42 protein-coding genes and 1 tRNA gene are annotated in these 24,348 nt (G+C 36.9%); all 43 read left to right on the top strand.

Going from position 1 to position 24,348, the window contains the following annotated elements:
• Position 1: 1 nt before the first annotated feature.
• The 43 genes from DWZ47_RS19015 (at position 2) to DWZ47_RS18810 (ending at position 24,348) form a co-directional block, all read left to right on the top strand.
• Positions 2-370 carry a DUF551 domain-containing protein gene (locus DWZ47_RS19015; RefSeq protein ID WP_117514218.1) on the top strand — a complete coding sequence of 123 codons (369 nt, stop codon included), beginning with the start codon at positions 2-4 and terminating at the stop codon, positions 368-370.
• Between the two features lies 1 nt (position 371).
• Entirely contained in the window at positions 372-566 is a 195-nt protein-coding gene (locus tag DWZ47_RS19010; protein ID WP_117514216.1) for a hypothetical protein, read from the top strand.
• Positions 567-569: 3 nt separating this feature from the next.
• Positions 570-860 (top strand): hypothetical protein, encoded by a 291-nt coding sequence (locus tag DWZ47_RS19005; protein WP_117514214.1) that lies wholly within the window; start codon positions 570-572, stop codon positions 858-860.
• A gap of 2 nt (positions 861-862) precedes the next feature.
• Positions 863-1,276 (top strand): hypothetical protein, encoded by a 414-nt coding sequence (locus DWZ47_RS19000; protein WP_117514212.1) that lies wholly within the window; start codon positions 863-865, stop codon positions 1,274-1,276.
• Position 1,277: 1 nt separating this feature from the next.
• Positions 1,278-1,568 carry a hypothetical protein gene (locus DWZ47_RS18995; RefSeq protein WP_117514210.1) on the top strand — a complete coding sequence of 97 codons (291 nt, stop codon included), beginning with the start codon at positions 1,278-1,280 and terminating at the stop codon, positions 1,566-1,568.
• Positions 1,569-1,579: 11 nt separating this feature from the next.
• Positions 1,580-1,957 (top strand): hypothetical protein, encoded by a 378-nt coding sequence (locus DWZ47_RS18990; RefSeq protein ID WP_117514208.1) that lies wholly within the window; start codon positions 1,580-1,582, stop codon positions 1,955-1,957.
• Positions 1,958-1,959: 2 nt separating this feature from the next.
• On the top strand, positions 1,960-2,610 hold the full coding sequence (locus DWZ47_RS18985; RefSeq protein WP_117514303.1) for a hypothetical protein: 651 nt from the start codon (positions 1,960-1,962) through the stop codon (positions 2,608-2,610).
• Between the two features lie 137 nt (positions 2,611-2,747).
• Positions 2,748-3,068 carry a hypothetical protein gene (locus DWZ47_RS18980; RefSeq protein ID WP_117514206.1) on the top strand — a complete coding sequence of 107 codons (321 nt, stop codon included), beginning with the start codon at positions 2,748-2,750 and terminating at the stop codon, positions 3,066-3,068.
• A gap of 41 nt (positions 3,069-3,109) precedes the next feature.
• Positions 3,110-3,298, top strand: a complete 189-nt coding sequence (locus tag DWZ47_RS18975; protein WP_117514204.1) for a hypothetical protein — start codon at positions 3,110-3,112, stop codon at positions 3,296-3,298.
• 39 nt (positions 3,299-3,337) lie between these two features.
• Positions 3,338-3,988 (top strand): DUF3560 domain-containing protein, encoded by a 651-nt coding sequence (locus DWZ47_RS18970; RefSeq protein WP_117514202.1) that lies wholly within the window; start codon positions 3,338-3,340, stop codon positions 3,986-3,988.
• Positions 3,978-4,235: a hypothetical protein gene (locus DWZ47_RS18965; protein WP_117514200.1), complete on the top strand. Its 258-nt coding sequence runs from the start codon at positions 3,978-3,980 to the stop codon at positions 4,233-4,235. Before DWZ47_RS18970 ends, DWZ47_RS18965 begins: the two co-directional genes overlap by 11 nt.
• Positions 4,235-4,474: a hypothetical protein gene (locus DWZ47_RS18960; RefSeq protein WP_117514198.1), complete on the top strand. Its 240-nt coding sequence runs from the start codon at positions 4,235-4,237 to the stop codon at positions 4,472-4,474. The genes DWZ47_RS18965 and DWZ47_RS18960 overlap by 1 nt, the downstream gene beginning before the upstream one ends.
• A 104-nt stretch (positions 4,475-4,578) precedes the next feature.
• On the top strand, positions 4,579-5,058 hold the full coding sequence (locus DWZ47_RS18955) for a hypothetical protein (protein WP_117514196.1): 480 nt from the start codon (positions 4,579-4,581) through the stop codon (positions 5,056-5,058).
• A gap of 1 nt (position 5,059) precedes the next feature.
• The gene (locus tag DWZ47_RS18950) at positions 5,060-5,344 is read left to right on the top strand and encodes a hypothetical protein (protein ID WP_117514194.1); all 285 of its coding nucleotides are present in this window, start codon (positions 5,060-5,062) and stop codon (positions 5,342-5,344) included.
• Positions 5,345-5,355: 11 nt separating this feature from the next.
• Positions 5,356-5,787: a hypothetical protein gene (locus DWZ47_RS18945; protein ID WP_117514192.1), complete on the top strand. Its 432-nt coding sequence runs from the start codon at positions 5,356-5,358 to the stop codon at positions 5,785-5,787.
• 26 nt (positions 5,788-5,813) lie between these two features.
• Positions 5,814-5,999, top strand: a complete 186-nt coding sequence (locus tag DWZ47_RS18940) for a hypothetical protein (protein ID WP_117514190.1) — start codon at positions 5,814-5,816, stop codon at positions 5,997-5,999.
• A gap of 25 nt (positions 6,000-6,024) precedes the next feature.
• Entirely contained in the window at positions 6,025-6,210 is a 186-nt protein-coding gene (locus DWZ47_RS18935) for a hypothetical protein (RefSeq protein ID WP_117514188.1), read from the top strand.
• Between the two features lie 18 nt (positions 6,211-6,228).
• A complete protein-coding gene (locus tag DWZ47_RS18930; RefSeq protein ID WP_233525074.1) occupies positions 6,229-6,684 on the top strand; it encodes a DUF488 family protein in 456 nt (151 codons plus the stop codon).
• Positions 6,685-6,770: 86 nt separating this feature from the next.
• Positions 6,771-6,840, top strand: a tRNA-OTHER gene (locus tag DWZ47_RS18925).
• A gap of 500 nt (positions 6,841-7,340) precedes the next feature.
• On the top strand, positions 7,341-8,240 hold the full coding sequence (locus DWZ47_RS18920) for a GNAT family N-acetyltransferase (RefSeq protein WP_117514185.1): 900 nt from the start codon (positions 7,341-7,343) through the stop codon (positions 8,238-8,240).
• Positions 8,237-9,115: a hypothetical protein gene (locus tag DWZ47_RS18915; protein ID WP_117514182.1), complete on the top strand. Its 879-nt coding sequence runs from the start codon at positions 8,237-8,239 to the stop codon at positions 9,113-9,115. Before DWZ47_RS18920 ends, DWZ47_RS18915 begins: the two co-directional genes overlap by 4 nt.
• On the top strand, positions 9,093-11,180 hold the full coding sequence (locus tag DWZ47_RS18910; RefSeq protein ID WP_117514180.1) for an amidoligase family protein: 2,088 nt from the start codon (positions 9,093-9,095) through the stop codon (positions 11,178-11,180). Before DWZ47_RS18915 ends, DWZ47_RS18910 begins: the two co-directional genes overlap by 23 nt.
• Before the next feature lie 71 nt (positions 11,181-11,251).
• Complete coding sequence (locus DWZ47_RS18905) at positions 11,252-11,893, top strand: ParB/RepB/Spo0J family partition protein (protein ID WP_117514178.1); 642 nt, start codon at positions 11,252-11,254, stop codon at positions 11,891-11,893.
• Entirely contained in the window at positions 11,871-12,236 is a 366-nt protein-coding gene (locus DWZ47_RS18900; protein WP_158570388.1) for a phBC6A51 family helix-turn-helix protein, read from the top strand. The genes DWZ47_RS18905 and DWZ47_RS18900 overlap by 23 nt, the downstream gene beginning before the upstream one ends.
• On the top strand, positions 12,233-13,744 hold the full coding sequence (locus tag DWZ47_RS18895) for a hypothetical protein (RefSeq protein ID WP_117514174.1): 1,512 nt from the start codon (positions 12,233-12,235) through the stop codon (positions 13,742-13,744). The genes DWZ47_RS18900 and DWZ47_RS18895 overlap by 4 nt, the downstream gene beginning before the upstream one ends.
• Before the next feature lie 240 nt (positions 13,745-13,984).
• Positions 13,985-14,236, top strand: coding sequence for a hypothetical protein (locus DWZ47_RS18890; protein ID WP_117514172.1), 252 nt, complete (start codon positions 13,985-13,987; stop codon positions 14,234-14,236).
• Positions 14,237-14,249: 13 nt separating this feature from the next.
• On the top strand, positions 14,250-14,606 hold the full coding sequence (locus DWZ47_RS18885; protein ID WP_147330789.1) for a hypothetical protein: 357 nt from the start codon (positions 14,250-14,252) through the stop codon (positions 14,604-14,606).
• 11 nt (positions 14,607-14,617) lie between these two features.
• Positions 14,618-14,800, top strand: a complete 183-nt coding sequence (locus DWZ47_RS18880) for a hypothetical protein (RefSeq protein WP_117514169.1) — start codon at positions 14,618-14,620, stop codon at positions 14,798-14,800.
• 159 nt (positions 14,801-14,959) lie between these two features.
• Positions 14,960-15,277, top strand: a complete 318-nt coding sequence (locus DWZ47_RS18875) for a hypothetical protein (RefSeq protein WP_117514167.1) — start codon at positions 14,960-14,962, stop codon at positions 15,275-15,277.
• 8 nt (positions 15,278-15,285) lie between these two features.
• Positions 15,286-15,558 carry a hypothetical protein gene (locus DWZ47_RS18870; RefSeq protein ID WP_117514165.1) on the top strand — a complete coding sequence of 91 codons (273 nt, stop codon included), beginning with the start codon at positions 15,286-15,288 and terminating at the stop codon, positions 15,556-15,558.
• A gap of 78 nt (positions 15,559-15,636) precedes the next feature.
• Positions 15,637-17,037: a phage portal protein gene (locus DWZ47_RS18865; protein ID WP_117514163.1), complete on the top strand. Its 1,401-nt coding sequence runs from the start codon at positions 15,637-15,639 to the stop codon at positions 17,035-17,037.
• 20 nt (positions 17,038-17,057) lie between these two features.
• Complete coding sequence (locus DWZ47_RS18860) at positions 17,058-17,348, top strand: hypothetical protein (protein WP_117514161.1); 291 nt, start codon at positions 17,058-17,060, stop codon at positions 17,346-17,348.
• 21 nt (positions 17,349-17,369) lie between these two features.
• On the top strand, positions 17,370-18,089 hold the full coding sequence (locus DWZ47_RS18855) for a DUF2829 domain-containing protein (protein WP_117514160.1): 720 nt from the start codon (positions 17,370-17,372) through the stop codon (positions 18,087-18,089).
• A gap of 137 nt (positions 18,090-18,226) precedes the next feature.
• Positions 18,227-18,532 carry a hypothetical protein gene (locus DWZ47_RS18850; RefSeq protein WP_117514158.1) on the top strand — a complete coding sequence of 102 codons (306 nt, stop codon included), beginning with the start codon at positions 18,227-18,229 and terminating at the stop codon, positions 18,530-18,532.
• Positions 18,513-18,875, top strand: a complete 363-nt coding sequence (locus tag DWZ47_RS18845) for a hypothetical protein (protein WP_005676525.1) — start codon at positions 18,513-18,515, stop codon at positions 18,873-18,875. The genes DWZ47_RS18850 and DWZ47_RS18845 overlap by 20 nt, the downstream gene beginning before the upstream one ends.
• Before the next feature lie 2 nt (positions 18,876-18,877).
• Positions 18,878-19,006: a hypothetical protein gene (locus tag DWZ47_RS31275; protein WP_255421425.1), complete on the top strand. Its 129-nt coding sequence runs from the start codon at positions 18,878-18,880 to the stop codon at positions 19,004-19,006.
• Entirely contained in the window at positions 19,006-20,622 is a 1,617-nt protein-coding gene (locus DWZ47_RS18840; protein WP_117514156.1) for a hypothetical protein, read from the top strand. Before DWZ47_RS31275 ends, DWZ47_RS18840 begins: the two co-directional genes overlap by 1 nt.
• Positions 20,623-20,646: 24 nt before the next feature.
• Positions 20,647-20,874, top strand: a complete 228-nt coding sequence (locus DWZ47_RS18835) for a hypothetical protein (protein ID WP_117514154.1) — start codon at positions 20,647-20,649, stop codon at positions 20,872-20,874.
• Positions 20,861-21,292, top strand: a complete 432-nt coding sequence (locus tag DWZ47_RS18830; protein WP_117514152.1) for a GTP pyrophosphokinase — start codon at positions 20,861-20,863, stop codon at positions 21,290-21,292. Before DWZ47_RS18835 ends, DWZ47_RS18830 begins: the two co-directional genes overlap by 14 nt.
• Before the next feature lie 236 nt (positions 21,293-21,528).
• Complete coding sequence (locus DWZ47_RS18825; RefSeq protein WP_117514150.1) at positions 21,529-22,236, top strand: hypothetical protein; 708 nt, start codon at positions 21,529-21,531, stop codon at positions 22,234-22,236.
• Between the two features lie 17 nt (positions 22,237-22,253).
• Complete coding sequence (locus tag DWZ47_RS18820) at positions 22,254-22,655, top strand: hypothetical protein (protein ID WP_117514148.1); 402 nt, start codon at positions 22,254-22,256, stop codon at positions 22,653-22,655.
• Between the two features lie 13 nt (positions 22,656-22,668).
• Complete coding sequence (locus DWZ47_RS18815) at positions 22,669-24,006, top strand: major capsid protein (protein ID WP_117514146.1); 1,338 nt, start codon at positions 22,669-22,671, stop codon at positions 24,004-24,006.
• Positions 24,007-24,009: 3 nt separating this feature from the next.
• Positions 24,010-24,348: a hypothetical protein gene (locus DWZ47_RS18810; protein ID WP_117514144.1), complete on the top strand. Its 339-nt coding sequence runs from the start codon at positions 24,010-24,012 to the stop codon at positions 24,346-24,348.

Genomic DNA, 24,348 nt, shown 5'->3' with positions numbered 1-24,348 from the left:
TATGATATTAAAAGATATAGTAAGCCTATTGGCTAACCGGATAAACCAACCTCGTGTAATAGAGTGCTATTTACGAAAAGTGTATGCAAAAGGTTATGAGGCTGGAACCAAGCAATCCCCGTGGATAAAAACTAAGGAGCGGTTGCCAGAAGATTCCCAAGAAGTGCTTATTCTTATGAAATATATTACACCTTGTACGAAAGTAATAAGATACCAAATAGTCCAATGTACCTATTTAAAAGCATTTGGGATGGAGGTATTTGAATCTCGCAAAGAAAAAGTTATAGGATGGATGCCAATCCCTTCTTTCGATGAAATACTGGAAGCCAACAGAGATGTACTAGAACGGATTAAGGAGAAAGGAGACTAATATGTATATAGCAAGAGATAAAGATGGTGATTTGTATCTTTATAAAAAGCAACCCGTGAAGTATTCGGAAAGTTGGCAATTATGTAGTGACAATCCCCATGATTTCTATAAGCTAGACTCTTCTTTATTTCCCGAAGTAAAATGGGAAGATGAAGAGCCGACAGAAGTTGAATTGGTAAAGAAGGAAAAAGTATAAGATATGAGCATAAAGATAAGTAAAGAGGCGTATGAGAAACTAATCAAAGAAGATTTAGGCTTTCTCGATAAACATTGTCCGGAGAGCTTAGAATTAGATCATATTAAAGCAATTATTCGCAGTTCCATCGCTTGGTATTATCCTGATAAGAACACTTGTACAGCGTTGAAAAGGATAGAGAATAGGCTTAAAGTTGAACTTCAGAAGCAAAAGGACGCAGGTAAGCAATTTCTATCCGATCAGGAAATAGACGGCTTGATTGATAGCATATTGAAAGAACTTAAAAACGAATAACTATGGGATTTACAACACCGTGCTTTATACGCAAAAACACACCGAAGCTTCGGAAGAAGTTGGAGGAGTTGGGATATAAAAAGTATGGCAACCCTTTTCAAATAACTGATGATAGCAAATTAATTACAACCCTTGACGGTGAATATGTTCCTTATAATGTACCACTAGACGATAGTTTTATTGACTGCGGAACAAATGAAGAACTTTTCTTGGCAATAGCTGCATTGAGAGACGATACTGACGATTCACAATGGTTTGTATATCCTCCTGAAAATAGTTGGTTTATATGCGTTGACGATGACATCAATTATGCACGAGAAAATATTAGAGAGAGTGTACAGGCAGCATGGTTTCATTGTAGTCATAAGGCTACCGTAGAAGAGCTAATCAAACACTTTAAAGAAAAGGAGGAATAAAATGGAAGATAAACTTATAACGATAAACACTTTGAATATATTATTGCAAAAAGGCTTTAACTATTATCATTTCCCAACACAATCATTAGCCCAGAAATGGCTTCGTGAAACAAATAACCTACATATTTCCATCATTAGAAACGCTTGCGGTTATGGATATGATATATGCAAAGCTGACAATGGCACTCATATAACCGATGGAATATTTAAAGGTCCTAACGATGGTGGTCAGTGGGACACCTACGAAGAAGCATTGGAAGCTGGAATACAGAAAGCAATTGAACTAATATAAAATACAAAATTATGAAACCATTTGATTTAGAAAAAGCAAAAGCAGGTGCGCCTCTATGCACAAGAGAAGGATTTAGAGCTAGAATTGTATGTTTTGACGCAGATAACAAAAGATTTCCTCTTGTTGCCCTAATTAAAGACTCTGACAATAGCGATGAATATCCTGTCTGTTATAATAAAGAGGGGATTTTTTTTGATGGAGAAAAAGACCATCCAAAAGATTTATGCATGGTGGGAATAAAGAAAGAAGGATGGATAAATATATATGAAACAGTCAGTGAAAGATGTATTGGAGCGGTTTACAACTCAAAAGAAACAGCCATGCGTATGAAAGTTAATGAAAAAGATATTACATACATAACTACAGTTAGAGTAGAATGGGAGGAATAATCATGAAGAAAATAATGTTCAATGATAAATTTGGCTTAACCCAAGCCGTATTGGAAGGTCGAAAGACTATGACGAGAAGAATAATTCGCCCAGAAACATATAAAGGGCAGCCAGTTAGAGGTTTTAGGGTTACTGGATCAAAGGATATTCGTCTATCTGTTGAGATGCTAGTGTATGATGGGGACTGCGATGATTTTGTCCCAATGTATATCCAACCGAAATATGAACTTGGCGAAGTCGTTGCCGTTGCACAAAGTTATATGGATGTTGACCGATTTCATAGAAAAGGGAGAAATGCAGCTTACTTAGAATACTTGGATTCTATATTGCCTGAACTTAAATTATATCCCGGTTGGGGAAATAAAATGTTTGTGAAAGCTGACCTTATGCCCCACCATATCGAAATTACCGGAATCAAGGTTGAACGCCTACAAGATATATCCGATGAAGATTGCATGAAAGAGGGAATTATACATGCATATACTGATAATGATGGAATAAAGATATATCATACTCCTCACACAAAAAGAGGATACCTGTCAACAGATGTAGCTCAACAAGCTTTTTCGTTCTTGATAGACAAAGTTTCAGGAAAGGGTACATGGGAAAGGAATCCTTTTGTTTGGGTGTATGAATTTAAGCTGATTAACTAAGCGGCTGTAAAACAATAAGTTAAACAAAGTTTAAGTAAAAGTTTTTAGATTGTTTTATTTTGGTTAACTCCCTGAAAATGAGTATCTTTACAATACAAAAAGAAACCAATAATACTAACAATTAAAAGACAAGAGCAATGAAAGAAATAAATAAAGATTCCAGCAAAATCAAGTTTATACAAGGATTATCAACAGAAGATTATTCATTGTATTACACTTACAACAGAATAGATGAGGTTCAAGAAGTTATCCGCGGTCACTACGGTTTACCTTCAAAAGATACTCCTAAAGCAATCAAAGTTTCCAGTATAGATGGTATCTTATTCATAACAAAAAACTCCGGTATTCTTGCAGATTATATATGCAAAGAGAATGATGGTAAGTTCGAACTTTACGAAATGAACCTAAAGACATACAACGAATACGAAAGATACATGAGCGATTTAATGGTAGCATAAATTTAATCAGCAGGCGAAAATCCTGCGAAAAGTACAAAAATATGGTAGGAATATCAACATTAAACAAAAAACTAATTTGTGAGGTTTCAACCAAATTAGTCAATCTTGGAATAGATTTTGAATATCAGGTTAAAGACAACTGCATCCTGATTAATGGAGTAACAAAACGCTCTGTTTTATCCACGCTTTCTCCGTTAGGAATTAATGAAGCAGACGTATTTGAAGACTAACACTAACAGGTGGGTAATCCCACACAATACATAAGAGCAATGAACACATATTACAAATTTGCGCCAAACGTATTTTTGGCAAAGTGCGAAGAAAAGCACGAAAGAGGTGAAGAAATTCTAGTTACCACCAAGTATGGTAAGGAGAACGAAAGTATAGTATTTAACCTAATCTTCGAAAAAGATGGCTTTTACTACTATTCCATCGTCAGAGCAGATGGTTTTAACGTTCAAGAATGGGCTAAGCAAAGAGCGGAACGCAGGCATGAATGGGCGTCATCGGCAGTACAAAAAAGCAATGAGTATTTTCAGAAATCAAACAGACATCAGGATTTCCTTTCTTTGGGTGAGCCGATCAAAGTAGGACACCATAGCGAACGAGGGCATCGTAAAATGATAGATGATGCCTGGAATAACATGGGGAAAAGCGTTGAGTTTAGCGATAAGGCTGCCGAACATGAAAGAGTAGCCAAGTATTGGGAAAAAAGGGCTAATACGATAAACTTGTCCATGCCGGAAAGTATAGATTTCTACGAACATAAGTTGGAACAAGCAAAAGAATATCATGAGGGATTGAAGTCCGGCAAATATCCACGTAGCCACTCTTACACTCTCACTTATGCAACAAAAGAAGTGAATGAGTTGCAAAAGAAATACGAACTTGCTAAAAAGTTATGGGGAGATGAAAAATAAAAATATACTAGTACTAGCCGGTATTAAATTCAGATCAGATGAAATAGAACAAGAACTAGCAAAAGGCAATAAGTTTATTGTCAAATGGAAAACAATCTGGGAAATATGTTATTCACAAGCTCAAAGACAATACTACGCTATAAAAGTGTACACATCAGAAGACAGTTATGTTTCTAAGGGACGCTTTTATTTTGTAAATGCTAGTAGAGCAAATGAAATGATTGGATCGGAAATACTCATAGATTAATGGAAACGAAAACCAAGAAAGCTATTTCACTACTCCAGTGCGGTGATTTTAAAGCCGCACTAGCAATTTTCTCCACCTTTCGCATAGGATTTACCAAAGAAGAGCAAAGAACCTTAAAAATAGCAAGTGAAAGCCTTTCCGGAAAAGGCTCGTTCTATCGTCAACTTGGAATTGACATCGACAAGGAGATAGAGAAAAGCAAGTCTATTATTACATCGAAGTACTTGAAAATGAAATAGTTAAACAAAGTTTAAGCCATGCATATTTCTAATTTAACTTATTGGTAATCAATATATTATTTGTATCTTACATATCAAAAATAACAAATTAATCAATAAGAGCAATGAAGATTACACAAGAAACAATTAGCAAATTAAATGAACTTGGTTACAATGTTTGGGCAGATGATAAGTACGGTTTTGTCGATATGAACGATTATAATAGTGCTACCCACATAGGTATAGGAACAAAAAGTCACTCGGATGACTGGTTCTGCAAGTCGTTTAAAACTCCAAAGGAAAAAGAAGTCACTGTTGAATGGGTGCTTGATAAAATCAGTAAAGAGAATAGATATAAAAGTTTGTACGAATATCTTCAAAAGATAGCAGATAAACATAGTATTAGCATATATCCTGCATCTTATGGTATAGGAGTTGCTTCTTTGTTCAATCGAAGTAAGGACATTGAAATGGTTTCTAATAAACTTCATTCTTTGGGCTTAAAATTTAAAAATGAATTGTCGCAAGGTGGTTGGGTTTATCGTTTCATTGTAAGTAAGGATAGTGAAAACATGAGAGTTCTTGAATCACTTAAATCAGCATAATATGAGCAAGATAGAACAAATGACATCCGAGCTTAACCAGATATTACACTCTAATACCTACCAGTTTGAGATTGATACAGAAGATATCGTTTTTGGATTCAAGAGCACCATAAGAACGCGTACGAAAAATTTAGCAAAAGCGTTTAAGCTTGAACAAAAGGTAACAAGGGACTGCGGGCGTTTCCTGTCCGACACCGTTAGAATCGTATCTGTAAGAATATACAAGAACGGTGAGTTGAGAAAAGAACTTCATGCTAAAGAAATAACAGCAACGTATAACGGATAAAATATAGAGCAATGAAAACATTGAGTAAATTAACAAGCAAAGAAAGTTTTGCAATTCTTCATGAAATAGAGAAAAGAGAGTGCCCATCGGACGAAAAAGACTTTTTCAAATGGAGACAAGAAAAAGATAAAGAACGAATGGAAGCTATTAAGAACCTTATACCAGAGCTTGGTCTAGGCTGTACAATTTGCTATTACTCTGATAAACGCGCAGCTACAGTAACAAAAATAATTTCTCCTTGCAAAATTGAAGTCACTTGTAACCAGACGAGATGCATTGACTATTACGATGGGAAATATGAAATTCTACCAGAACTTGAAGGGGAAGAAAAAGTGTTTACCAAAAGAAGAAATGGATATTGGGTTATGGAAGGACAACCGTATAAAGATGGAGTATTATTGATGCTCCATTATCAGAGCCATTATATCGACCCTTCATTTTAATATAAACAACGGTAAAAGTGTAAATTATGAATGATTACAAAAACAGATTCAAGCGTATGGATTGCAATGAAAAAACAATCCAAACAAAAAAAATGACTATTCGAGGAGTTGAAATCTCAAATATCCAAAAAGAAGACGTCCTCGATTTTTGTGAAATCAAAGGTGTTTCACCAGAATATCTTGTTCTTAAATTAATTGAGAATATTGATTAACCCTACTTTTATAAAACATAGAGCGATGAAAACAACAGTAAAAGTGTATTTAAAAGACGAACAAGGCAATAAAGATTGGTTCGTCACTCCTATCAACCTACCAGAGGAAGAAGCTCACATGTACTATCTTGGCAAAACATTCAATATGGGATGCGAAACAGACCACATGATGAGGTGCTATAAAGTTGAGACAATAAAATTATCAAATTAGACAAATTTATGACTAAAAGTGATTGAAATTACGCCACTTTTTGTATCTTTACACCATAAAATTAAAGCAATGAGGATTTATACATCATATTTTGGAAATTACAGAAAACTGGCAGCAGCGAACATCAAAATGATATGTGTCGCTTTAGGCAGACCAAAATTTTATAACGCACCTCAAATTATAGAGGTTGCACCAAGAAGATATATGTTAGATGACAAATGGACTTATGAAGAGTACACGAGTATGTATTTGAATGATGTTCTTGCAAAAGTCAATCCGCAAGAATTGATTCAAACTATCCAACGACACAGTGAAGGTAAAGATGTCGCTCTCTGCTGTTACGAAAAACCGGGTGATTTCTGCCATCGTCATATTTTGGCAAAGTGGCTTACTGAAAAAACTGGTATTGAAATAACAGAGTTCGGAGTAGTTGAGAAGAAAGAACCTAAGTATGAACAAGCTAGTTTGTTCTAAAGATATGTGTGAGGCTTTTTATGGTTATGGATACACACGTCAATTGAAAACGGAAACCATTGGCTGCTTGGAATAGACAAGCATTTGCGGAAATAGCTCATCGGTAGAGCGTTGGCATTCCAGCCAAAGAGTGGGGTTCGATTCCCTGTTTCCGCTCTAATGCCGTTAAACTCGGCTCGTTGATTGATGTTGTGTAAAGTAAGCGACAAGGTTCGATTCCTTGCATTTAGTTGGTACTGCAAACAATCTGACAGCGTGGAAAGACACGCAAATTTGGTAGTATGGCGGAATTGGTAGACGCTGACAACTCTTAGTAGACTTGGTTACGATGTTATGAAAACTGGGCATCATTATAAAACGAACCAATCCAGTGTTACACGGAAGATGTAGAAGATTGCCAAGCATTGCAGGTTCGAGTCCTGCTGCTACCTCAACCCTTATAGTAGCGATAAGCAAAAGCAAGAACATTAAAGCTTGTGCAGTTTACGGGGTGATGGAAATTGCCATCTGACACGACTGTAAAGAAGCCGAATAGATTGCATAAGTGTTCTTGCAAGTAGCTTGAAAAATGATGGATTTGTGTTTAGGCCTGTCGGGAATACGCTCGGCAGGCATTTAACGCAAAATGTATATGAAGTTATATACAACCTAAATATATGGACGAAAAAGGACTAATAAGAGCATGTGAAAACTCCGGCTGCGGTTGGAAGTGTTGTTCGTTCGGATCGGACGGGCATATTGTAATCTTGCCCCATGAATTTGAAGGGCATGAAAAAGAAATCTCCCATTTACAGATTATAGATGATGATTACTTTGGCGGTAAAAAGGTAAAATGTATCGCTAAAGACTGTAAATCATGTGATAATGGCTACAAACCTATCATGTGTAGAACTTATCCTTTGTGGGTAAAGTCGGTAAAGAAAGGTCTTGTTTTCCGTAGCGGTAAATGTCCGTTGAAAAATGAGCAACTTGCTAAGCATAAGGAATTTGTATTAGACATTTTCGACAATTATAGAAAAGCATTATTGCCTAAAGTCGATATAGACACATTCCTTTCTAAAGCATGGATTGACCGTTACGAACCATTGTTCCCGACGCATAAAGGCAGCATAGAATACAATATGCAAGTGAAAGCTTTATCTATGTCTGACATTACTACCATAGAAGAAATTGAGCAAAAGTTGCTCTCTGATCCTGATACGTGTTTCGCTTCGGAACCGGAAGATATAGTCAAGTGCTTGCAATCTGGTTGCAGTTACGGATTATTGACAAATGATAAGCTGGTTGCTTATTCGCTTGCATATTTCACTGAATACGGTACTGCCTACGTAGATAAATGTTTCGTTCGTTCAGATTATAGGGGTAATAGCTTTCAGTACATTCTACTCAATGCTAATCTTGCAAAATTGGTTTCAAACGGTGCACAAGAGGTATTTGCCATGACCTCACCCAAAAATGAAGCAAGTATCAAGAGTTTTACCAATGCCGGGTTCTCGTTCAAACGTGATATCAAATACAAAGGGATTGAACGTTTAATCTTAAAGTGGGAGCTATGAAAGTTATTGTCTATACCAAGAATATAATAGAGAACATTGAAAAGGCGCAATCGTTTGTTAATGTTCCCATTTCATTAATGTTTAAGGACTTCTATGAAGATATTCATGAGCATATAGCGGATAAAATAAGAAATAAGATTTTCGGGTTACATTTGAAAGATAGCGTATGTTATTCTATTGGGAAAGCGACAAAAGATAATATAGGTGCAGTAGTAACATCATTTGCTGACTCTTGGAAATATCTCACTATTAATGGAGAGGGTTGCCAAGGAATACACAACTACTACATTCCAATTGACGCTTACGATAACAGAGAAGGTTTAAGCATTCATGAAGCAAGCAAACTAGCTAACGAAATAAGGATGCTTTCAGATGCTCATATATACGGTATGATTACTTCCGGTTGCCTCAATGACAAATACCCGCCAATGTCGCGATTATACGACATCTGGGACAACCTAAAAGGATATATTGAATCCATCAGTTTAGGAGGAAGTTTTTGGCTCGGACAGTATGACAAACTTCCAAACTTCATAAGTGATGTGCGAATAGGAGAATATATGCTGTTTGGCACTATTCCATATTGCAATAATGAAGAGAAAAAAGGCTTTAATGGGATAGAACTACAAACAAGAATAATAGGCATCTATCCAGAGCGTAATCAACTCATTCTCGATTGCGGTTATTCAATGGCGGACATGGCTAAATGCAGAATTCCCTATTATACCAATTTGAAGTATGTAGATAGCTCCAGCGAATATACAATAATGCAATGTGACCATGTTTCGGATTATCACATTGGTGATGTGGTTCGTTTTGTCCCTGATTATAAATCATTAGTCAAGTTGAGATATGCAGAACACGAATATAGATAAACCGTGGATTGACTATATAGCCAATCGCACATTTGGCATGGAACTGGAGTTCGCTGATGGTGATAAAGAGCACATTCCTCTTCCATCGGGTTACAAGTGGACGGATAACAAGCTAACCATGATGAATAACTCGGATGGATCGGCAGTTACGCATCACGGTCAATTTGGCGGGGAAATAAACACACGCCCATACCATTATTGTATAGAAGATTTGCAGGAGTTGAAGAATTTTATTCAGACCATGAGAGATGCAGGAAGTTATCTCATGTGGAATGAAGGTTTTGATGCACATCTATACATCAAAGATATGGACTTGAATGTTATCAAACGTTTGTTTGCCCTCTCCTACTACACCGCTTATCCAATCAAACGAATATTTGACATTGCCGAGTGGTGGGAAACAAAATATCTCGTACCCAGTCCACCTTGGGATGTTGTAAAACGAGTTCTTGAAGCAGATAATATTGAGAATTTACTGAAAGTTTTTAGTAATGGGTCAGATAGAGGACATATCCGGTACTGGCTCAACTTATGTTCTATTGAAAAGATAGGAACAGCAGAATTCCGTATCTTCAATAGTTCATGGGACTTCGACAAGGTGCTGGAAACAATCAAATTCATGTATTCATTTGTAGAATATGCCTATCTACATGAAGACATGGAAGAGTATAAGCAACTCACCACTATTGACAAATGTCTTGAGACATTCCATATAGACTATTCCAAGGTTCCCCAAAGACATAAACCGTTACTTTGGGCAGCAGAACACTCGGACAATGTTACGATAGTAGGCTCCATGTTTAAGAAAACTAATCGTATGCTTTCCTTCATCAAGAAAGAAGCGGCCAAATTTGATATTGCTCATGTGGTAAACTCATACTATATGGATATAGAGCAAATACTTACCAACCGTGAGATTAAGGTGTATACAAAGGAGTATTTTATCTACATGATGTATAAGGCAATCAAGGGAGAGATAAAAGAACTGCGTTTTAATGATGAATATGAGTTTCTGAATATCAAGTCTGAAAGTCCGGCTGAAATTATTGCCACTATCCATCTGTTCAATGCCATCAAGAAGCATAAGAACTCACAAGATATTTACCATAAGTCGCTTTATGACGATTTTATGGCAAAATTGGAGCATTACCATAAGAAGTATACGGAACGTTACCAAAAGCTCGTAGACAGCCTTAAAAGTAAGTCTATTGAAATATTTTATTGTGCTGATATATCAGATGCAATTCTTAACTGCAAAGAGAATGACATATTAATCTATCAGAATGAATTTCATTCCGGTATGAAAGCCACAAGCAACGCATTACAGCGTTTCTTATTGGATGATTTTGGATCTCAAGAACGAACTAAAACGAAATATGCAGAAATAGATGAAGAACAAGTTAATTACATGGCTCTCTCGCAGCATGGATTTATGGGCAGAAGAGAGGTATTCAAAGACCAACGCACATATATTTGGTCTAATGTGGTAGAAAGTGGAGACAGCAGTTTTAACAAGCGGACTATCATCCCTCTAAAATATAAACGGTTGCCAGACGATTACGTACTTACAAATAATAGCAAACTCCGGTTTGTTCGTGCTTCTATGGCAGAAATTGATTATCTGCGCATGATTTACTTGAAGAAAGGCATCATACTCGGATCAGCTCCGTTCTGTTATTTGTGGTTCTTGGATGATTACGTGTTCGGAGCTTGTATGTTTGACTTCCTGAAGGTCAGCAAATACGGCATGGATGCAGTTTGGATGAAATCGGATTTTGTCATAGACCACCCTCTGCCTAAGTTGAGCCGATTGCTAATAATGGGCGTTCTTTCATCAGAATTTAAATCAGAACTGGATATAAGATATAAACATCAATGTGGTGTTATTGCTACTTCCGTGTTCACCGATAAACCTGTAAGTATGAAATATCGTGGTGTATTCAAATTACATGAACGTTGCGTTGGTAAACTCCATTACATACAAGATGCAGGTATTCGTGGCAACTTAGATGATATTTTAAAAACATTTGTAGAAAAATACAGTGATGAACCAAGAAAGGAATAATATATGGGAAAATTCAAGATAGCAGAAGTACAGTTGTCTGATATTAAACTAGTTAAAAAAATGCACATTTCATGCAGCAAGACACGTTTAATGCATTAGTAAATAACATACGTAGAGACGGACAACTTTCATCCGTTCCGTTTTGTGTGAAACATCCGGATGGCACATATACAGTAGTAAGTGGAAATCATCGTACACAAGCTGCAAAAATGGCAGGTCTTACCTCTATCCATGTCATGTATATAGATGAAGAGGAGACAAATAATGACTGGTTACTTGCTACGCAGTTAAGCCACAACAGTATTGTCGGTCAAGACGATGCAGAAATTTTAAAGCAATTACTTGATGAAATAACGGATGTCGCACTGAAAGAGTATGCTCATATCAGTAATGAAGTACTAGAAAGCGTTAAAGACATCAACTATACAGTTGAAATGCCGAATAATGAAATTGTTCCAGTAACTCTTATGTTTGTAGATACACAGAAAGTCTCATTTGACAAATTAATGGAAACATTGGATTGCTATTCAGAAAAAGAACTTGGCAACCTTACTTTATTGGACATGGAAACAATGTATCGATTAAATGAAGTATCCGCAAAAGTTCAGGCGAAATACAAAATCAAAGCACAGGCTTTGAGTATATGCAAAATGTTGGAAATTGTGAATAATGTATTGGAGGGAAGTAAAAATGGCACAGAAGTACAGGCTTAATACAAGGCAAAAGAAAGCTAAGTTCTTAAAAGCATTGGAAGCAAGGATGCTGAATGTTACCGCAGCTTGTGAAGCTGTAGAAATCTCACGCTCCATTGCTTATAAATGGAAATCGAATGATCCAGATTTTGCTGAAAAATGGAAAGAAGTAGAAGAAAGTTTCTATGATAAGCTAGAAACGACAATGTTTGCTAAAGCTTTGACGGAACAAGATAACACCATGCTTATTTGGTTAAGTAAGACTAAAATGAAGCATCGCGGTTACGTTGAAAAAGTAGAGCAAGATTTGAATATTAATCCATTTGAGAAATTAATGCAAGAATTGCCAGACGATGAAGAATGAGCAAAGATAACAAGTCTATAAGATACATGAGAGCATGGCGGGAGGATTGGTGCAAATTCGCTCATGATGTTCTTCATTCAAGGTTAGACAAGGAGCAACAAGCCATTCTTCAATCCGTTCAGCATAATCCAATGACTGCTGTAGCGTCAGGCACGGCAAGGGGAAAGGATTATATTGCGGCTTGTGCATCTATGTGTTTTATGTATCTTACTCCACGTTGGAAAGAAGGTAAGTTAGTTAAGAATACCAAGATTGCCATGACAGCTCCTACAGCCCGTCAGGTTCAAAATATCATGATACCTGAAATATCCCGCTTATTTAGAAATGCAGGGTTCTTGCCCGGACGCTTATTGTCTTCCGGCATTAAAACTGATTACGAAGAGTGGTTTCTAACTGGGTTTAAAGCTGGTGACGACAATACAGAAGCATGGTCTGGTTTCCATGCTGTAAATACCATGTTTGTTGTTACTGAAGCTTCCGGTATATCAGAAGCGACTTACAACGCTATTGAGGGTAACTTACAGGGTAATTCTCGCTTTCTCATAGTGTTCAATCCTAATGTTACTACTGGTTACGCAGCTCGTGCCATGAAGTCTGACCGTTTTGCAAAATTCAGACTTAGCTCTCTAAATGCAGAAAATGTAGTAAAGAAGCAAATAGTAATACCCGGTCAAGTGGATTATGAATGGGTTAAGGACAAGGTGATAAATTGGTGCTCCCCCATTCAGCGAACAGATTTCAACGAGGGAGAAGGCGATTTCAATTGGGAAGGTAAGCTATACCGACCTAACGATTTGTTTCGCGTCAAGGTACTTGGTATGTTCCCGAAAGTTTCTGAAGATGTGCTTATTCCTTATGAATGGATAGAAATAGCAAACAGGAATTGGCAGGAATTACAGGCAAGCGGTTTCACCCCAGCCAAATCTTGTAAGCTAGGTGTTGACGTTGCCGGTATGGGACGCGATAATAGTGTGCTTTGTCCGCGATACGGTAACTACGTTTCTCAATTTGAAGTTCATCAATCTGCCGGACGTGCGGATCACATGCACGTAGTAGGTATGACGATTCCCTACCTGAAGAAGAAAGGAGCAAAAGCGTTTATTGATACTATCGGTGAAGGAGCTGGAGTATATTCCAGGCTACTAGAAGAAGAGTATAGGAATGCTTTTTCTTGTAAATATTCCGAAGGTGCAGATGGCTTACACGATATTACTGGCGAATATGAATTTGCCAATGTGAGAGCATACCTATATTGGGCTTTACGTGACTGGCTCAATCCTAAAAATGGTTTTGGAGCTGCTCTCCCACCCTGCGATCAACTAATGGAGGAAGCTACCGAAACCAAGTGGAAATTCCTTAGTAATGGAAAGATTATCATTGAGCCTAAAGAAGATGTCAAGAAACGTATCAAACGTTCTCCTGACTATATGGACGCATTAGCGAATACGTTTTATCCTAGAGATTACAACTTTATTAGTGATGAAGAGTTGCTCAAAGATTTTTTGTAGTTGTGTTTCTTTTAGTACCTTTGCGTTTGAAAACACTTCTTTTTGGTGTTTTCATTGCTCTTATGTGCGCTGGCTTGTGAAAGTCGGCGCCATTTTTGTTTTATAGCAAAAGTTAAATATTTGATTTTGAACGAATTACGCCTAAAATAATTGAATAAATATTTGGTTAACTCACTGATAATGAGTATCTTTACAATACTAAAAGAAACCAATAATACTAACAATTAAAACATAAGAGCAATGAAAAAAGAAGAATGGATGAATAAAGAAAAAGAGTTGCAAGCTAAATTTGATGAAGCCCAAGCTAAATTTGATGCAAATCCCTGTACGAAAACAGCAACAACACTCTCTAATGCAAGAGAAGAACTCAAAAAACATAATAGAAATGGATACGATGGCCGTGACAAAGAACATAGTCGAAGATTAGCTAAAGAAATAGCACAAATTTTCGCTTATGCAAATGGTCAATCAGAAACTCTTCCAGCTTTTTAATTCCGATATTACAATGGAACATTCAAAAGAACAAATAAAAGAAATTATGTTGTCCCTATACCAACAACTTGGTGGACATAAATTTGTAGTTATGACGGGTTCAGAATTTACCGGTTATATGGAAAATGAATCTGGCAACATGGAGCAGATTATTAAATTGAGCAGGAACAAATCTGGCGCGGATAAATTAATCGTCACTTATGAAGAAGGTAAGGATGTTTATTCTATGAGATTCATCAAATCCTCGAAATTCAACAAAAGGACCTTCTCTTTCTCTGAAACTGAAGAGATCTACTTTACGAGCGATATTTATTCTGAACAGTTGCAAGAAGTGTTTACACAAGTGACAGGTTTATATACTCATCTTTAAAACAGGTTTTAATGAAAGCAACAATTATCCAACAAAGAACAATAGAAAAATTTATCATGTCAGAGTTTGTACAAGGTAATTTGGATACGAAAGAACAAGTTAATTGTATGCTTCTTCTGATTCAGAAAAAACTGAATATGTCAGTAGAGCAAGCGAGTAACTTTATGAGAAATGCAATTGGTATCAACGCTTAAATATACGATTATGACAAAAGAACAATGGATTCACCATAAAAACGTAATGTGTGAAATTAGCCTAAATTTTCATTTTGCTTGGCTCGCCAACCCTAGCCCGTTGAGATCAAGATTGTACAATAACCACTGTAAAATGTTTTTCTATTAGCATACACGATTATGAAAGTATATGATATAAATGGAAATGTAGTAGCAGAAGGCTACTTAGTACCCAATCCTAATTTCATTCCCAAAGGTGAATACAAAGAAACAGAACTTGATTGTCAAAAGAAGAGAGCTGATATGTTGATAACTTCGATTGATGGCAATTTCTATGAAATCAGTTTACCTAAAAGTACTACACTCCGCCAGAAGATAAACAAAGACATACAAGGATATGGCAGAAACGTAAAAAGGTATAATGAAGATATAATTCATGTAACAGAAAAAGTTCTAAGGATTTTGCAAACTAAATATACTATAATGTGTGACTTTTAAAAATAGATATGACACAAGATCGAATTGATATATTTGAAAAAGTACTCCTCCTTTATGGAGAATACGTCTTACTCAATCTTTATTCTTCTGCTAAAGTTACGGAAAGATATGAAGACTGCGCTATCATGAGAGATTTAATGAAGAAGTACAATATTGATGAACGTGATGATATACAAGATTGGCAGGCTGAATTATGGCGTTGTGGATATTCTGGTGAGATTGCTGTCATTAATTTCCCTTATTACATGCATGAAGCTATCAAATTAGTTGGATATTTATAAATAAAAGTGATATAAATTACGCGACTTTTATTATATTTGCACCAAGTAAAAACGAATATTAAGTAATATTCTACTCAAATGGACGAAATCACCTCTATCTTAGACAGTACGCGGCCCGTTGATAACATAATCAACGATTTGAAAGAAAAGTCTGTAACAGTCCCCTCATGGGATAAACTTCTCAAAGACTACGAACCAACAGAACATGATATAGTATCTGACACAGTTACCCGTAAAGATAAGATCCGATCTAATGGAGATACAGAAAAAGCTTCCCGTATCTACATCGGACTTGAAAAACTCCTCACCAAGCGAATGACTGAATTCATGTTCGCTATCCCGGTTAAACGTGTATATCACAATATAGAAGACAATGAAACCCGCCAAAGTATTGCGAAAGCGATTGAAGCGATATATAAGTATGCTCGTATTGACAGTGAAAATATTAAGCGAGGCAATGCTTACTTTGCTTCATGCGAAGTGTTCACCATTTGGTACACAGTTGAGAGTCCCAACACTCTATACGGCTTTAAAAGTAAATATAAGCTAAAATGTAAGACCTACTCACCAATGGACGGTGTTAGGTTATACCCTCTACTTGATGAGCTTGGCGATATGATCGCAATGTCTTTTGAATACACAAAAAAAGTCAAAGACGAAGAAATTACGTATTTTGAGACATACACGGCAAACATTCACTATAAATGGAAACAACAGGGAAACGGTTGGGAATTAGTTAAATCAGAGCTGGTCGTTATTCTGAAAATACCCGGAGTATACGTTTATCGTCCTGTTCCCATTTATCACGGTCTTTCCTATATCAGAAAAGAAATCGAATATACCCTTTCACGCAATAGCGATGTCATAGCATATAACTCCGCTCCTATCCTAAAAATAGCAGGTGGCATAAAAGGAGGAGAAGATAAAGGAGAAAGCCGTAGAGTTTACCGAGTAGAACAAAACGGGGACGTGTCCTATGTTTCATGGGCACAATCTATCGAGGCGTTAAAATATCATGTCGATACCCTTGTTAAGTTGTTCTGGTCACAATCACAAATGCCGGATATTTCCTTCGAAAACATGAAGTCTCTTGGCAATATCGGATTTGATGCAAGGCAGACTTTACTTACTGACGCTCATTTAAAGGTTGGAGATGAAAGTGGTGCATGGATAGAAGCATTTGAACGTGAATGTAGCGTAATCAAAGCTTTCCTGAAAATGATGAATGTTTCTTGGAAAAATGAAGTAGATAATGTTGAGATTGAGCACATCATAACTCCATTTATCCAAAATGATGAAAAGTCAGAAATAGAAAAATGGGTTACAGCAAGTGGTGGAAAAGCTGTTGTCAGCCAATTAGAAGCCATCAAGAACTTAGGTATCTCTACTGATCCACAAGAAACTCTTGCCCAAATCCAAAAAGAAGATGCAGATGCTTCCAGAAGCAGGATAAGCAATATATTCGAAGAACCGGAATAACAATCTAAAATATAAATATTATGGCAAAAACTGATGTACTAAAATTTAGTAAAGAAAAACAGGGCTATTCCTGTGAGTTTACTTCTGTTGGAAAATGTGTAATACAGATAGACAGAGAGAAGAGTGGAACACTTAGTATATACGCAAAGTTGGAAGGAATGGATTATGCGCTATTGTATCAATATCCTGCCTCTCAATTCAATGACAATATGATTTTTGAGCTTGACGTACAAAAGGGGCTTTCTATCAAAATGCTAAGTTCGGTGGGTGTTATGATTGCAAAGATGGCTTATGAAGAGGAAGATGTTTAATTTGTAAATAAATATACTATCATGAAAAAGTACATTGGAACAAAACAGATTGAAGCCGAGCCGATGACATTGGGCGACTTCGTTCAAGAAACCGGTAAAAATCCCTATGGTAAGGGCATTGAGAAGCATGAGGAAACAGAGCAAGGTTATCATGTCCGTTATGAAGACGGATATGAAAGCTGGTCGCCTAAAGATGTCTTTGAAAAGGCTTATCACGTGGCTGACACTGTCCTTGACCGTTTGCATATTGAACATTCTAATTTGATAGAAAAGTTCGAGAAATGCGCTGTTTTTGTAGATTCTGAAAAATTCCGTGAAGCAATTAAGGAAGATTATCCGGCTTTCTTACTTTCGTTGCAACGTGAGATTATGGGAAGATACGGATGTATCCTTGAACAAAGAATGGCTATCGCGAAAGGAAAAACAGATATCACTACACTACCTAGAATGTCCTTTGGCATTGCAATCGAAGCGTTGAAGTTTGGTTTTGCTATCCGTAGAAACGGCTGGAACGGCAAAGGCCTGACGGTATTCAAGCAAGTGCCTGCACATATTGAAAGCGATACCATTCCCAAGATGCAATCGCTTCCTCAATCAGCAAAAGACCTTATTCTGAAAGGAAAAGGTTTTATTGACTATACAAGTCAGTGCCTTATCTATAACGAGAATACGGGACGTGCTGATTCGTGGGTACCATCCATCAGTGATGTGTTTGCAGAAGACTGGGAAATTGTACAATAGCCTATCTGCCAAGCTGTAGAAAAGGTTAAAGCAGCGTAGGCAGATGTTTACGCTGCCGGCTTAAAACTTAAAATCATGAAGACAAAAATATCAAACTGGCTTATTAGATTAGCAAAAAAATCAATCCACAAGAAAGATTGAGCAGTATTGAACGAGTTGAGAACTACGAAGCAAAGAAGCTTGGTATCTGCCTTGCCCGAACTAAAAAAGAAATCAAGGATTACCGGAAAAAGAAGAAACTTGATGAAGGTTGGTCTAATCGAAAATCAGATGAAATGTTTATCAAGGAAGTTAAAGATGAAATTCGCCAATCAATTATCAGTTCGATCAACCAAAGGGGACTAATAGAATACTCCGTTGAAAAAGTAGGTGATGAACTCCACGTTACTGGTGAAATCAAAGTATATATAAAAAAATCAGAATATGCAGGTTCCTATAGATAACATAACTTTTAGCGAAAGTGAATATCATCGTGGAGACAAGATCTGGAAAGCTCAAACGCTCTACGATTTTGCCAAGGCAAAGGAATACCCAGTGCTTGATATGCCGCTATGGAATATAGACCTTACAGCTGAACCATTTGAATGTAATCAGCTTCACAGTTTCATTTTTCAATGCAAACGGGTGAATCAATGTTCTCTTGAATATCCTATTATCCTTGACGAAGTAGGTCAAATTGCTGATGGCTACCATCGTTTATGTAAAGCGATATTGGAGGGAAAGGAAACAATTAAAGCTATCCGATTATTGGAGATGCCAGCACCTGATAGAATTTCGGAGGAATAAATATGAAAAAGCATACTAGAGTAGTCACAGTGGAATACATAGTACAGGATTGTCCTATCTGTGGTAAGATTATAGTAAAACACCACCTCTACCCTACCGACGACAAGGATAAGAAAAAGCAAATGAAATAATGGCAAAACCCAAGATTCCAAATCAGAAAAAGAAGTACCAAGAACTCAACAGGAGATTAAACAGATATGTAGCCCTCGTTGAGCAAATATACGATACCCTGAATTTGGAAGCTGCCAAAGCCGTTTCACGTACTAAATATTCCCCTGATAGCGATAAGCCGTTTAAATGGTCTGACTACCCTCAAACTAAAAAGCAAATTGACGATATACAGAAGCACTTTGTAGAGGATATAAACGCAACTATCTATCGCGGTACTACCGAAGAATGGAAGAACAGTAATGAAGCACAGGATTTAATAGCAAACAAAGTATTAATAGCTTATAACGCCCAAGTTGACAGAGAGAAATATAAAGTTTTGTATCAAACAAATTCAGGTGCTTTGAAAGCATTCCAGAACCGAAAAGATAAAGGATTCAATATATCTGCAAAACTCTGGCAGCAATCTATGATCTACAAAGAAGAACTAGAGGCTGCGATCTCATGCGCTATTCAAAAAGGAACCAGTGCTGTTACGTTGAGTAAGCAAATAAGTAAGTATCTTCTTGATTTCCCATTACTGCAAAAAGATTACAAAGACAGATATGGCAGTGCTGAACATATACAAGATTGTGAGTATCGTTCCATACGTCTAGCTCGTTCAGAAATAAACATGGCTTATAGAACAGCCGAAAACGAAAGATGGAAACAAATGGATTTCGTAGTCGGATATGAAATAAAACTAAGTTCTTCTCATCATAGTCGTATGCCACATGGAGACATTTGTGACACACTTGCCGGTAAATATCCTAAAGACTTCACCTGGACAGGATGGCATCCGAATGATTTATGTTATAAAGTTCCTATCCTCAAAACAGAAGAAGAATTCTGGGAATGGGATGGACGAAGCGATGTTTCCACAGAAAGTATAAATGAAGTAAAGGATGTTCCTGACGAATTCAAAAAATGGGTACTCGAAAACCATCAAAAGATCGAGAAAGCCCAGAAAAGAAACACCCTACCTTATTTTTTGAGAGATAACAAATCAATTGTTCAAAATATAAATACCGAGAATTCAGCTAAAGAGCTTGTTAATCGTGCTTCTTTAGTCGGGAATGAGGTACAAAGTTTAGCGGAATCCATAGCTAAAAAGAATAAAGGATTTGTAACGCCAATCAATTACAAAAGCATCTCATCAATAACAAGAAAGGTTACAACGGAAGGTATAACTCCATACGATATAAAAGACGCAGTTAGGACGACAATTATAGTCCCCAGATCACAAATAGATCAAGTATTAAACGAACTGTCTGAAAGCGATTCGTTTGTACGACTGAAAAGGCAAAAACCAGAATCATTTATGGGATATAGTGGCAATATAGTCAATATCCAAACATCTAACGGATTAATTGCCGAAATTCAAGTTAATACAGAACGTATGATTTATGCCAAAGAAAAGCCGGAAGACGCAAAAAGAATTCTTGGAGAAAAACGTTGGAAAGAAATACAGAAGCAAACAGGTATGGAAGGAGGATTAGGACATAAATATTATGAAGAATGGCGAGTATTAGACAAAGCTGATAAAAAGGCACAAAAAATAGCTGAAAAATCAATTGAATATTATAGTCATTTCCAATAAAAATCACTATCTTTACATATAAAAATGAACCAAAAGGAATTATATAATAAATTACAGTCAGGTGAAACGGTTTATTTACTTGACGATTTTGAGGAAGCAGTTATCCGTTTACATCTCGATAACGGTCAAACAAAATCGTATATAAAACATCGTGGGCGTAACGAGATAGAAATTCCACAATCCAATAAAACAGTTTGTAATATAATTCTTGGCGGAAAAGAAATTTCAAAATCAGAATATGACAGATATTAGTACTTTATTAGAGAAAGCGCTTCATATAGCAACAGATGCGCATATTTATCAAGTTGACAAAGCAGGAATGCCTTATATACTTCATCCTATCCGCGTCGCAAATAAATGTTCTACAGATAACGAAAGGATTGTTGCTTTGCTGCATGATACGATAGAAGATACTGAAGTTACCGCTGATTTTTTACTAATGGGAGGATTCCCACAATATATTGTTGATGCTATTATTTCAGTTACTCGTAATAAAGGAGAAAGTTACGAAGATTTTATAAAACGTTCTAAGCTTAACCCTATAGGAAGACAAGTTAAATTGCATGACTTGGAAGACAACATGGATATAACACGTTTGAACGAACTTGCAGAGAAAGATATTTACAGATTAAACAAATACCTAAAAGCATATAGATACCTAAAGGAATAGCCTAATTAAATGCCTTTCATTCAGGCAAATCCAAACATTTACTTTTTATATACTTTAACACTAAAAGTGATTGAGTTTACGCCACTTTTACTACTTTTGTATCAGATGCGTATGAAGACGTACGCCACAGAACTTGTCGTAAAAACTCATTGCTCTATTGTTTGGTAAAGTTCTAAGCGAATAGTCTGCTGGTATACGTACTTCGCAGACTATTTTAGTAACCAAAACATTGTACAATGGACAGAAAACAACAAGTGTTTCTAAAATTGAAACCGAAAGTGAAGGCATTCGGGTTCAATAAAAAGGAATTGATGAGTGTCGCTGCCAAGATTGCCGACAATCTAACTTCCACAGACGATGCCTCCGATGAGGACGTAAACGCAGAAATTGATACAGCTATTGATGCGGTTCTCCCCTACCTACAAGTCAGCCAGTCTTTTGCAAATCGAGTAATCGAAGAAAACCGCAAAAAGAATGACGACGACGATGAAACCGATGACGACGATGACGATGAGTCATCAAATTCCACTAATCGCCAACCGGGTTTAAACAAAAAGAATTCCCAAAACAAAGGAAAGAATGATGCCCCCGATTGGGCTAAAAGTATGATGCAAACCATTGAAGCTTTAACAGGCAAAATCTCCGCATTAGAGGGAGAAAAGCTAACAGCTTCTCGAAAATCAAAACTTGAAGCCCTTTTAAAAGATGCTGGTACATTCGGAACTCGCACATTGAAATCCTTCAATAAAATGAAGTTTGAAAATGATGAAGAGTTTGAAGAATTCTATTCCGAAGTTGAGGAAGATTTGAAATCTTACAACCAAGAACGTGCCGACGCAGGACTATCTAGTTTGGGGAATCCTCCAGGTGCAGGAAGTAAGAAACAAGAAAAAAATGAAGTATTAACTGATGAAGAGGTCATAGCAATAGCTAAAGGCCTTTAATCAAAAACAAATTAAAAATGGGTGCAAAAGCAGATTTAGTCAACGAACAAGAAACAATCCTAACCGGAATGGATTCGATTGTTATTCGTAACTATTTGGGCGGAATTATGAATGGCCGGACGTTAGACATGACTGGATTTAAGCAGTCTGTAATCAAAGCCGGGCACATCGTTATCCGCGATACAGAGAACGATACTTATAAGCCGATGCCTGTTAATTCTGCAGGTACAGCTTACGATTCATTACCATCCAATCATGAATATGTTGGCGTAGTTGTTTGTTCAAAACCTGCCGACAAACCATTTGTAGGCATTATGTATGCTGGTGAAGTTAATGATGTGGCAAGTCCTTATTCCGTTGACAGCATCAAAGCTGCATTAAAAACGGCATTGCCACAACTCGTTTTTTTACACGATTAAAAGGAGGTGAAAGATGAATGAATCATTGTTTATTGAATTTGTAAGAAGAATATGGCCTAAATTAAGCCTGTATGTGAAAGAAAAGATCAATGATACAAACAAGACATTGACCTATCTTCACAAAACGATGCTTACTAAAGTGTACTCCCCCGATCAGAAATGGGAAGGCACATCTGCCAATACTACGTATGTCGCTGCTGATATGGTGGCTATGGACTCTCCGCTTTCACCTAAAAAGCGAGATTCTATCGCACGGTCAAACGGAGAATTGCCTAAGATCGGAATTAAAAAGATTCTAAGAGAGACTCAAATTAATGCTATCAACATTATGAGAGCTCATTTATCCAACGCCAGCACGGATGCAGCTAAGAAATCTGTTCTTAACCGCATAATCACTCGTATGTTGGACGATGGAACAGCTTGCTCTATTGGTATTGATGAGAGAAATGAAGCAAATTTCCTTACAGGACTATCCGATGGTGTCATCATTGTTGAGGGTGACGATGATAAAAATACTGGTATAGGTCTCCGTGTTGATTATGGTTATTTACCAGAACATAGCTTTGGGGTTGTTACTACCGGTGAAGTTACAGGAGATGATATTGAAAGAGTTATAAGTAAAGCTAACGATGACGGTAACAGTATTTCAGTTATTATGCTGGCTTTATCTACATATAACAAAATGCGTCAATCTCAATGGGCTAAAGAACTAGCCGCAAATTATCGTGGTCAAACCTTTGATAATGATACTAAACTTCCGGTTCCTACATCTACTTTATTTGACGAAGCGTTTTCGGATCAATATGGTGGCATTTCGTTCTTGAAAGTTGACCGTTCTGTTACCTATGAGAAGAATGGGAAAAGGGTTTCTTATAAGCCGTGGAATGCAAACAAACTTATATTCCTCCCTTCCGCTGATAATGTAGGTTCTTTTGTATGGGGAACTTTGGCTGAAGCAACTAATCCCGTTAATGGAGTGGAATATACTACTATTGACGAATATAAGTTGATTAGCCGCTACTCTAAAACAGACCCATTGCAGGAATTTACAAACGGACAGGCTATCTGCTTACCGGTTATCGAAAACGTAGATCAAATCTATTCTTTGGATATACTGGAAGCCCAAACAGTAGACACAACAGAAGAAGAGAAAGATACTTCTGATGTTAAGATTACAATTTGGGGAGCAACTTACAAAAAGCCGGAGTTTGTGACGGAATATAACAAGATTGCAGGCAAGAACCTTACTTCCACCGTTTCCGATGATAAGCTAATCGCAGCAGTCAACAGATTAAGTGACGCAGACGAAGAAGCATTGAAAAAGGCTGTTGAATCTCATAAAGCATCGTAAACCATGAAGACAATTCAGCAAGCCCTCATAGACGAAATACATTATCCGATCCCTATCGGTTTTATAGAGAATGTGATGATTAAACGTAATCTCAATGGTGATGATGAGTTTAATTACGACATAGCTCATTCTAACGAATATCAGGGAGCTCTAGCTGATTGTCTTTGGTCTTTGGTTCAGGCTATCAATTTCTCTGAAGCAGACAAGTCCTTCGGGGCTTTGTCTGATAAAGACAAAGAACGAATACTATTACGTGTTAACTCCATCTACAATACTATTGGTGAGCCTTCAGTAGAACTGGAAGCAAAACCAATGGTATATGTGGGTGATTGTTTGTTGTAG

It is taken from the genome of Bacteroides sp. AF32-8BH, from assembly GCF_003435205.1.
GTDB classification, from domain to species: Bacteria; Bacteroidota; Bacteroidia; order Bacteroidales; family Bacteroidaceae; genus Bacteroides; species Bacteroides ovatus.
The sequence above is the reverse complement of the archived record's forward strand: the minus strand, read 5'-3'. Positions and strand labels throughout refer to the sequence as shown.